This is a genomic window from Rhodoplanes sp. SY1 (assembly GCF_046000175.1).
In the GTDB taxonomy this organism is placed as follows: domain Bacteria; phylum Pseudomonadota; class Alphaproteobacteria; order Rhizobiales; family Xanthobacteraceae; genus Rhodoplanes.
Map to the genome: position 1 here is coordinate 1 of NZ_JBEOMB010000338.1, position 551 is coordinate 551.

1 protein-coding gene is annotated in these 551 nt (G+C 70.8%); it reads right to left on the reverse strand.

Features of this window, described 5'->3' with window-relative positions; all coding sequences use genetic code 11:
• On the reverse strand, positions 1–551 hold a 551-nt coding region (locus ABTU92_RS29500; RefSeq protein ID WP_408095102.1), incomplete at both ends, for a LysR substrate-binding domain-containing protein.

The window sequence follows — 551 nt, forward strand, 5'->3', positions numbered from 1 at the left end:
CTCCGGTGCGAAGGACGGCAGCAGAACCTTCAACCGGCCCGACCGCAGCTCGTCCTCCACCTGGTAGGACAGCACGCGGATGATCCCGAGGTCCGCCAGAGCCGCCTGAACGGCCGCCTCCGTCGTGTTGACGGCCAGCCGCGGATGCGGCTCGATCGCGAAGGCCGCGCTGTCGTGGCGATAGCGCGACTCCGGCCCGATCGCGAAGCCTTGAAAGCTGATGCCGTCGTGCCGCGCCAGATCCTCCGGGCGGTCGGGCGTGCCGCGGCGGGCCAGATAGGCGGGGCTCGCACAGATGACGCGGCGCACCGCGCCGACCCGCGTCGCGATCAGCGCGCTGTCGCTCAGATGCCCGATCCGCAGGGCGACATCGATATGCTCGTCCGTCAGGCTGATCTGCCGGTCGACGAGCGCGAGCCGCAGGCTGATCTCGGGCTGCTCGGCCAGGAATCCCAACGCGACGGGCATCAGATGCCGCTGCCCGAAGGCGATCGGCGCGGTGACATGCAGCACGCCGCGAGCCGCCGTGTATTCGCCGGCGGCCTCCCGTT